Source organism: Streptomyces sp. NPDC059255, from assembly GCF_042752355.1.
GTDB lineage: Bacteria > Actinomycetota > Actinomycetes > Streptomycetales > Streptomycetaceae > Streptomyces.
Genome location: NZ_JBHYZP010000026.1, coordinates 139,777 through 149,457, shown reverse-complemented (window position 1 = coordinate 149,457; position 9,681 = coordinate 139,777). Strand labels below are relative to the sequence as shown.

Annotated in this window: 5 protein-coding genes and 1 pseudogene; 3 read left to right on the top strand and 3 right to left on the bottom strand. The window is 71.5% G+C overall.

Features of this window, described 5'->3' with window-relative positions; genetic code table 11:
* Nucleotides 1-202: pseudogene (locus tag ACFXKG_RS27115) on the top strand (hypothetical protein); the annotation flags it as partial.
* On the opposite strand, the gene ACFXKG_RS27110 reads toward ACFXKG_RS27115, so the two are convergent.
* A complete protein-coding gene (locus ACFXKG_RS27110; RefSeq protein WP_384844252.1) occupies nt 128-2,995 on the bottom strand; it encodes a twin-arginine translocation signal domain-containing protein in 2,868 nt (955 codons plus the stop codon). The pseudogene ACFXKG_RS27115 and the gene ACFXKG_RS27110 overlap by 75 nt on opposite strands.
* Nucleotides 2,996-3,184: 189 nt before the next feature.
* Here ACFXKG_RS27110 and ACFXKG_RS27105 point away from each other — a divergent pair, with 189 nt between their 5' ends.
* Entirely contained in the window at nt 3,185-5,089 is a 1,905-nt protein-coding gene (locus ACFXKG_RS27105; RefSeq protein WP_384844249.1) for a glycoside hydrolase family 97 catalytic domain-containing protein, read from the top strand.
* A gap of 127 nt (nt 5,090-5,216) precedes the next feature.
* On the opposite strand, the gene ACFXKG_RS27100 is transcribed toward ACFXKG_RS27105, so the two are convergent.
* Both ACFXKG_RS27100 and ACFXKG_RS27095 read right to left on the bottom strand, forming a co-directional pair.
* A complete protein-coding gene (locus tag ACFXKG_RS27100; RefSeq protein WP_384844285.1) occupies nt 5,217-6,224 on the bottom strand; it encodes a glycoside hydrolase family 43 protein in 1,008 nt (335 codons plus the stop codon).
* Nucleotides 6,225-6,458: 234 nt separating this feature from the next.
* Nucleotides 6,459-8,873, bottom strand: coding sequence for a HelD family protein (locus ACFXKG_RS27095; RefSeq protein ID WP_384844246.1), 2,415 nt, complete (start codon nt 8,871-8,873; stop codon nt 6,459-6,461).
* Nucleotides 8,874-9,153: 280 nt separating this feature from the next.
* Between ACFXKG_RS27095 and ACFXKG_RS27090 the strand changes: the two genes are divergently transcribed.
* Nucleotides 9,154-9,672, top strand: coding sequence for a hypothetical protein (locus ACFXKG_RS27090; RefSeq protein ID WP_384844243.1), 519 nt, complete (start codon nt 9,154-9,156; stop codon nt 9,670-9,672).
* The last annotated feature ends 9 nt before the right edge of the window (nt 9,673-9,681 follow it).

The window sequence follows — 9,681 nt, the reverse complement described above, 5'->3', positions numbered from 1 at the left end:
GCGTCTGCGCCAGGACGGCACGGTCGAACCGGCAGCGGAACCACAGCCGTTGCTGGGCGTCATGGAGGACCTGGAGCTGTACGAACAGGTGATCGGTCCGGGGCGGCCGCCGCTCTCTCCGGGTCCGTCACTCCTGTTCCAGAGAGAGGGCGAAGACATGCGCCCGTGCCGTCCCGGCGGGAGCGGTCAGGGTGAGCGCGGTCAGCCGCCTCGCCGGGTCGAGGGCGCTCACCTGGTGGAAGATGGCGGCCTTGGTGTCCAGCGGACCGGCGGGGGTGTGGATCTGACCGGTCGCCACGGCCGTCGTCTCCTCGTACGCCGGTCCGGAGGCCAGCCAGTTCGTCAGCCCGACGGTGACGGTCGCGGTCGTCCCGTCGGCGTAGTGGGCCACCGCCGGGACGGTGACGTTGCCGGTGTCCCCCGCGCCCAGCACGTGCAGCCGCGCGTAGCCGCCCGGCGGGACGGCGATCTCCTGGCCCGCGGCGACGACGTTGTTGGCGGAGCCCTCGCTGCCGTTGGTGAAGGAGAACATGATCCCGTCGTCCACCGTCCGCCCCGTCTGGGGCAGTTGGGCCATGGGGTAGGTGCGCCCGGCGCCGTCGAAGTCGCCGTCCTCGTAGTACATCTCCGTGGTGATGGCGTCGTTGTCGAAGTGCGGGACCAGGTCGACCTGGGTGACCGTGCCCGCGTCCGGCAGGGCGGGCAGCCCCCAGGGCTCCGCGGGCCCGTTCGTCCGCACGGGGGCGATCCGGAAGTCGGGCCGGGAGCCCGCCGGGTGGATCACCGCCTCCTGGTCCCGGCCGAGTTCGAGCTCCACCACCCCGTCGCCGAGGTCGCGCCACCGCGGCGCCGGGCCGCCGACCCCGGAGACGGTGAGCCGCCCGGCCAGCGAGTGCCGCACCCGGCACGGCTCCCCGGCCAGGCTGCGCACCCGTACCCAGCGGGTGACGCCTCCCCGGCGGACCGCGCTGACCAGGAACGCGCCCTGGGTACGGAAGTCGTGGAGCGTCACGTCCCGCCACTCCGCCGGCACCCCGGGGAAGATCCTGATGAGGTCGCCCCAGCTCTGGCAGAGCATGTCGTGCAGGGTCTGCGCGCCGGACAGCGGTGTCTCGACGACCGGACCGGCCTCGTAGTACATGGTGTTGGGCTGCACGAACCGCGCGACCAGCTCGCGCAGGTACGTCAGCGCCTCGTCACCGCGGCCCATCTGGGTGCAGATCGAGGCGGCGCCGGTGAAGCTGTAGCCGCGCAGGGCGCCCTCGAAGCTGATCCAGTGGTCGAGCGAACGCTCGATCAGCTCGCGGTTCTCCGGCTGTTCCCAGTTGACGAGGTACAGCGGGTAGACGGCGAGCAGGTGCGAGTAGTGGCGGTGGGACTTGGCGAAGGGCACCCCGGCGCCGATCATGAAGCCGTTGGCGTCCACCGGCGGGTCCACCAGCCGCTCCAGCACCTCCCGCCACTTCGGCTCCAGGGTGTCCTGGACACCGAGCAGCCGGACCGTCTCCAGCAGCGTGGCGCAGCTCCAGCGCAGCAGCGCCAGGTCGTAGTTGCAGTCGGGGGCGCTGCCGTACTCCGGGGAGAAGGTCTTGGGCAGGTGCAGTCTGCCGTCCGCCTGCTCGTGGAGGAAGTGCAGGTAGTAGTTGGTGGAGCGGCGCAGCAGCGGGTAGAGGACGTCCTCCAGCACACCCCGGTCCATGGTGTGCCGGTAGGTGAGCCACACGTTGTGGAGGGTCCAGGGCAGGTCGCCGACCTCGGGGTCGCCGATGCCGGGCACGCCGACCGAGCCCGCGTCGTCGCACTGGGCGTCGGTGCTGCGGCGCAGTCCGGCGGAGTCGTGCCGGTAGGCGGGTTTGAGGGCATCGACGAGGATGTCCGTGTTCTCGGCGAGGGTGCGGGGGATCGCGTCGAGTTCCAGGTGGTTGGAGCCGTGGACGGGCCAGTATTCGAGCTGGACGTTGAGGTTCCACCACACCGAGGGCCACGGGGTCGGTTCGAGCCAGGGCCCGGTGGTCGCCATGACGGGGGCGTGCTCGCGGGCGCCGCAGGCCAGTTTGTAGAGCTGGATCCAGTAGAAGCTCTGGAGCATCGGGTCCGGGACGGACAGGAAGCTCTTGCGGTAGAAGCGGTGCCACCAGTCGCGGTGGGTGCGCAGCAGGCTGGAGACGGGCAGCGCGGAGGCCTTGCGTACGGTGGAGAGGGCGCGGCCCTCGGCGTCGGTGCCGGGATAGGAGTGGGCGACGGCGAGGTGGTACACACGCTGCCCGGCGTGGGTGCGTTCGCGGTACGCGGTGGCCGTCTGCCCGCCGGCGACGAGCGGCTGGACGACGAGGCCGATTCCGCCGGACTCGCGGGTGACGGGGGCGGGGTTGGGGGCGAAGCCGGCGGGCGGGGGTTCGCGGACGATGCGGGGGCTGACGGCGGGCGAGGGGCGGAACTCCCAGCGGAAGCCCTTCTCCCCCGCGCTCGCGTCGACGGTGACGAGCAGCATGGTGCGGTCGTTGTGGACGAGGGCGCGCAGTGCGAGGCGGCCGGCGTCGGTGGTGACGGTGCCGCTGATCTCGGCGTTCCACAGGTCGAGCCGCAGGTCGACAGCGGTGATCTCGCCGACCGGGTGGAGCAGGAGGTTGCCGACGGGGAGCCGGGCCACGCCCCATTCGTTGCCGAAGTCGGGCCGGTGGTCCTGGACTCCGCTGTGGTGCACGGTGAACCGCAGGGCGTTCAGGCCGGGTTCCTGGTAGACGATCGAGCCGAGCAGGCCGTTGCCGAGGAAGGGGCCCTCGTACCAGGTGCGCGGCATGCGTTTCCAGTGGAGATCCTGGTCGGCGAGGAAGGACTGCCATGCGCGGTCGGTGCGCATGCCCGTGAGGGAGACCGGCGGGGCGGCGCCCGGCGGTCGTGCGGCGGCGGGTTCGGCGAACGGGACGCCCGCGGCGGCTCCGGCGGCGGCGCCCGACGCCACCTTTCCCAGGAACCCGCGTCTGCTGACTCTCATCGTCGATGTCCTGTCTGCTCGTCTCGGTGAACTCAGCTCTGATCCGGTGAAGCGCAGATTGATCCGATGAATAAGCTGGACAGGAGCGTAAAAAATCGTCAATCTTGCGTCAACACCCCTGACATATCCGATGACTTGACGCATGGCATTGGCGCACGACATGGCGAGCCGACTTCACCGGGAGGCACGATGCGCTTCGCACGATCCACCGTCACACGAGCCCTGACGGGGGCGGCCTGTCTGGCCGCGTTACTCGTCCCGGGGTCGCCAGGGGCCGCCTCGCAGGAGCGGGACGACTCGGCGGGACAGGCCCGTTCCTGGCGGCTCGAAGCGCCCGGCGGCGGCCAGGACCAGATCGGGGCCGACCTGGCGCTCACCACCTCGGGCGGGCTGACGCTGACGGCCCGGCACGGCCGTACGACCGTCCTGCGCCCCTCCGCGCTGGGCATCCGCACGGCGGAGACCGACTTCACGGGCGGGCTGCGCTACGAGAGCCGGCGCGACCGGCGGATCCACGAGACGTACACGACGACCACCGGCAGCCGGACCCGGCACACCGTGGACGCCACCGAGTCCGTCTTCACCTTCACCAAGCGCGGCCGCGAACTCCGCGTCACCCTGCGGATCTCCGCCGACGGGGTGGCCTACCGCTACGCCCTGCCCGGCAGCGGCACGGTCACCGTGCTCGGCGAGGCCTCGGAGTACGCCGTCCCCGGCACCGCCGACGCCTATCTGCTGCCGTACGACAACGGCCGCCAGGACTACGAGTCGGCGCACCAGCGCAGCACGGTCGCCGCCGCGAAGCCCGCCGACTACGGCTACCCGTCGCTGTTCCGGGTGGGGAGCAGCTGGCTGCTGATCGGCGAGGCCGGTCTCGACAGCTCCTACGGCGGCTCCCGGCTGACCCTCGGCGCCGGTGAGGACCGCTTCCGGCTCACCCTCCCCGATCCGGCGGAGGTGAGCACGGCCCCCTTCGCCACGCCGTGGCGCACGATGGTCATCGGCGACCTCGCCACCGTCACCGAGAGCGATCTGACCACGGACCTCGCCGCGCCCTCGAAGGTCGCCGACACCTCGTGGATCAAGCCCGGCCGGGCCGCCTGGTCCTGGTGGTCCGACGGCAGCAGCCCGGGCAGCCTCGACAAGCAGAAGAAGTTCGTGGACTTCGCCGCCCGCGAGGGATGGGAGTACGTCCTCGTCGACTCGGGCTGGAGCAACGACTGGATGCCCGAACTGACCGCCTACGCGAAGGAAAAGGGCGTCGGCATCTGGCTGTGGGTGCGCTGGCAGACCATCGACGCGCAGAGTGAACTCGACCGGCTGCTCCCGCTGTGGAAGTCCTGGGGCGTCGTGGGCATGAAGATCGACTTCATGGAGTCGGACGGCCAGGACCGCATGCGCTGGTACGACGCGGTCTACCGGGCGACGGCGGAGAACCGGCTGATGCTCAACTTCCACGGCGGCACCATCCCGCGCGGCCAGCAGCGCACCTGGCCCCAGCTGATGAGCGTCGAGGCCGTCAAGGGCGCCGAGGGCACCCGGCCCAGGCCCGGCCGCCAGCCCTTCCCCGCCGCGCACTACACCACCCTGCCGTTCACCCGTAACCTCATCGGCCCGATGGACTTCACCCCCGTCACCTTCACCGGGGTGCGCCCCACCAGCGACGCCGCCGAACTGGCGCTGTCGGTGGTGTACGAGTCCGGGGTGCAGCACTTCGCCGACAGCGTGGAGTCGTACGACGAGAAGCCCCTCGCCCGGCGCTTCCTGCGCGGCGTGCCCACCGTCTGGGACGACACCCGGCTGGTCGACGGCGCCCCCGGGGACCGGGCGGTCCTGGCCCGCGCGGCGGACGGCGAGTGGTTCATGGGCGCGATCACCTCCGGCGGGGCACGCTCCCTGGACGAGCCCCTGCGCTTCCTGGGCCCGGGGAGCTGGCTCGTCGACCTCTACACCGACGCGCCCGGCGGCGGACTGGCGGTCGAGACCCGCAAGGTGACCGCCGGCTCCCGGCTGACGGTCGACGTCCCCGGGAACGGCGGCTTCGCCGCCCGGATCTGCCGCGCCGAGGAGGGGCGCGCGGACTGCGGTTCGTAAGGCGGGCACCGGAGTAGGACCGGTACCGGAGCAGGGCGTCGGAGTACGGCCGTACCGGAGTAGGGCCGTCCCGGAGTGCGGACCGGTGGCTGCCGTGGGGCGCGTTCCCCCACGGCAGCCACCGGGATCACTCGAAGAACTTCAGGCCGAAGCCGGTGTTGCTCGGGTCACCGGGGACGTTGGCCCGGGTGTAGGTGCTGCTCCCCCACCACACGGCCCGGCCGATCATCCAGTCCCGGTTGGACCAGCTGTACGGCGTGCCCTTGGGGACCGCGTGGTACATGATCGGGAAGGTGTTCCCGGACGGCGGGCTGTTCGCGATGTCACCGTTGACCAGCGCGAACGTGTGACTGCCGGGGCCGTCGACGAAGAGGGTGGGGTCCCAGCCCTTCATCATGGTGTCGCGGTGGGAGCCGAACTGGCAGCCGTTGGACTTGTACCAGTCCCATACGTAGGTGGGGTCACCGCCGGAGCGCAGCCGCAGGTCGGCGATGCAGTACCGGTCGCTCCAGGAGCCGTTGGCCGAATAGGCGATGTGCAGCTGGCCGTTGGGGTCCTTGATCGGTATGGGGGCCTCGTTGATGTACGGGTTGCCCACCACCCGCTCCCAGCTCTCCCGGGGCTGGGAGATGATGTGCCGGGAGCCGGTCGGGGTGGTGGGGTCGCTCATCCTGGCGATGTAGAGGTTCTGCTCCACATTGGTGTCGCCGGACCAGCCGGACCAGACGAACCACAGCTGGTTGCCGAAGGTGAAGGCGCTGCCGTCGATCGCCCATTTGTCGTTCGGGAGCGCCAGTTTCCGCTCGGCCCCGTAGCCGCTGTCCGGCGAGTCGGAGCTGATCACATACATCCGGTGGTCCGCGCTCCGCCCGGCCGAGAAGTACACGTGGTAACGGCCGTTGATCCTGGTGATCTTCGGGGCCCAGATCTCGCCCATCCCCGGGTCGAGCCAGATCTGCTTCGGGGGCACGTCCACGAAACCGGCCAGGGTCGCGGAGGCACGGACGGAGATGCCGCCGCCGGTCACCTTCGCCGCGTAGTACGTGCCGCCCACCCGGATGATGCTCGGGTCGGCGCCGGGGAGCGAGGGCGTGGCGGCGGCGAGGCCGAAGTCCGATCCCGTCGCCGACGACATGGCCGCAGGCGGCGCGCCGCCGTCACCGACGCCACCGCCACCGCCATCACCGACGCCGACGCCGACGCCGATGGTCGCGGGTATCGCCGTGGCCAGCAGGAGGCAGGTCATCAGGAGAGCCCTGCGGAGCGATCTCGATAACGCGTTCGCCTTGGTCATATTCCCACCCGACAGTTGTGGATCGACACGGTTGACGAAGGTGCTCCGGGAATCCGCCCTACCACCGGCAGCGGGTCAACGGTCCTCCGTACCTCCGCGTATGTCCAGGGACTTGAGCCGTGAAGGGACCGCCGCGTCGCGGACGATCCCGAGCCGCTGGGTGGCCCGGGTCAGGGCCACGTAGAGGTCGTTGACGCCGCGCGGCGAGCCCTCCAGGACGGCCTCCGGATCGACGACGATCACCGTGTCGAACTCCAGGCCCTTCGCCTGGCGCGGGTCGAGGAGGACCACCGGACGGGTGAGGTCCGGGGTGATCCCCCAGGAGGCGTCCGGGAGTTCTGCCGCCAGCGCGGGCAGCAGGGCGGCCGGTGCGATGACCGCCAGGCGCCCCTCGCCCGGCCGGCCGGTGGTCAGCCCGGCCGCCGTACGGGCCAGCTCGGCGCGGTCCACGGCGCGTACGACCGGGCCCTCACCCGTCGATCGTACGGACCTGGGCGGCTCGAAGAGCGGGTCCGTCAGCCGCCGGACCTCGGCCGCGACCTCCATGATCTCGGTGGGCGTACGGTAGTTGACGCCGAGCTTCGTCAGCTCCCAGCGCTGCTGGACGTACGGCTCCAGGATCTGGTCCCAGGAGTCGCACCCGGCCGCGTCGCCCGTCTGCGCCGGGTCGCCGACCAGGGTCATGGAGCGGCTCGGGCAGCGGCGCATCAGCAGCCGCCAGGCCATCGCGGAGAGTTCCTGCGCCTCGTCCACCACGATGTGGCCGAAGGCCCAGGTGCGGTCGGCCGCGGCCCGCTCGGCGGCGCTGCGGGTGTCGGTCTCCTCGTGGCGGTCCGCGAACCGCTCGGCGTCGATGATGTCGTGCGCGGCGAGGACCTCCGACTCGTCGTCGCCCCGGTCCTCGAACTCCTGGGTACGGGAGCCGTACGACAGCTCCAGCACGCCCTGCGCGTAGGCGACGCGCTCCTGGCGCTCCCGCGCGGCGGCGGCGCGGGCCGCCGCGTCGTCCTCGCCGAGGAGTTCGGCCGCCTCGTCGAGCAGCGGCACATCGGCGGGCGTCCAGTCGACCCGCGCGTCGGCGCCGGTCCTGGGGCGCGGGCGGCGTACGGCGGCGGCGTCCCGCGAGTCGAGCCGTACGGGCGCCGCGAGGACGTCCGCGACGAACTGTTCCGGCGTCAGGCTCGGCCAGAGCGCGTCGATCGCGGCCTGGACATCACGGCTGGCGGCGATCTCCTTGCCGAGCTGGGCGACGTCCGCCGGGTCGAGGAGGTTGTCACCGCCGAGCGGATCGGCGCCGATCCGCTCCGCGAGCTGGGCCGTCAGCGCGTCGATGATCCGGAAGGCGAAGGCCGGCCGGGCCAGGTTGTGCGGCAGGCCGGTGTCCCGGGCGCGCTGCCTGGCCTCGTACGCCGTGTCCCGGTCGAGCGGCAGCGTGCCGTACTCCTCGTGCGGGATCTCCAGCACCGGGTCCGGCAGGGTCTGCCGGTCGCGCAGTTCCTCGGCCAGGATCCGCGCCATCCCGGCCCGGCCCTTGACCTCGGCCGCCTCCGGGGTGTCCGTACCGGTGGCGCGCACGCCGGGGAACAGCTCCCCGGTCGTCGCCAGCAGCACACCGGTCTCGCCGAGCGAGGGCAGCACCTCGCCGATGTAGCCGAGGAAGGCCGGGTTCGGGCCGACGATCAGCACCGCGCGCCGGGCGAGCTGCTCGCGGTGCGCGTAGAGGAGGTACGCGGCGCGGTGCAGCGCGACGGCGGTCTTGCCGGTGCCGGGACCGCCCTCCACCACGAGGACGCCGCGGTGCGGGGCGCGGATGACGCGGTCCTGCTCGGCCTGGATGGTCTGGACGATGTCGCTCATCCGGCCCGTCCGCGCGGAGTTGAGCGCGGAGAGGAGGACGGCGTCGCCGTCCGGGTCCTCGTATCCGGTGCGGGTGGTGTCGTTGAGATCCATGATCTCGTCGTGGAGCGCGGTGACCGTGCGCCCCTGGGTGGTGATGTGGCGTCGCCGGCGCAGCCCCATCGGGGTGTGTCCGGTGGCGAGATAGAAGGGGCGCGCCACGGGGGCCCGCCAGTCGATCAGCAGCGGCGTCCGCTCGGCGTCGTCACGGCGCATTCCGATGCGTCCGATGTGGTGGGTCACGGTGGACGCGGCCGGGGAATTCCCGGTCGCGGTGGACCCGGCGGACGCCTCGTCGTGGAGGTCGGTCTCGTCGCGACGGTCGGCCTCGTCGCGGAGATCGGCTTCGTCGTGGAGGTCGATCCGGCCGAAGCACAGACCGGACTCGACCGCATTCAGGGTGGACAGCCGGCCGGAGTGCTCCGCGACGCGTACGTCCCGCTCGACCCTGGCCTGCCGTACGGTGCTGACCTGGCCGATCGACGCGTCCATGGCCGACTCGGCCTGCTCCCTCAGAGTGTCGAGCCGGTCGTAGAGGAGGGAGACGAATTGCTGCTCGTTCCGCAATTCCTCGGATGATTCGTCGGTTGACAATTCAGCCCCTGTTCGATACTGTGATTCTTGTGCATGTGAATTGATCTGTGAATGTCGTGGATGTTGATCCGCGACTCCAGTTCCTACGCAAGACACGGAAACAATCAATATACGCAGACTCGCACCCCGGCCGTCAATTCGGTTCCGGGGTATTTTTGTGCGCGCACTCCGGGCCGGTTGGAGCGCCTGACGGATCACCGGCGCCGCGTGCGGTTACATCTCTCGAAGCGGATGATCTCCCTCTTCTCCCGGTCCCGCGATCCCTTCGAGAGGCGGCCCCTTGTCCACCAGAGCCCCCGGACCGCTCCCGCCCCGGCGCCGCGGGGAGCCTCTGCAGCGGCTGCTGTTCGGCGGTGTGTACGGGACCGTGCTCGCCAGCGTGCTGGTGGCGGCCCTGGGCCACGACACCGGGCCGACGAGCCCCGGGTACGACGCGGTATGGGTGCTGCTGGCGGCGCTCGCCTCTGCGGCGGCGCACGGTTACGCGCACGCCATCGCGCACCGGGTGCCCGACGGGACCACGGTCACCGCCGGCACCGCGCGGTCGGTGCTGACCGAGTGGCCGCTGGTGGCCGCCGTGGTCCCGACGGTGGCCCTCCTGCTCGGCGCGTACGCCGCGTGGTGGAGCGAGAGCACCGCGATCGATGTGGCGCTGCTCCTCAACACGGGCGCCCTGTTCGGGTGGGGGCTGTGGGGAGCGCGGGCGGCGGGGCGCGGGTGGGCGTCGTCCTGCCGGGCCGGCGGGGTGGACATGCTGCTCGGCTTCCTCATCGTGGGCGCGAACGTACTGATCAAGTAGCGCGTCGCC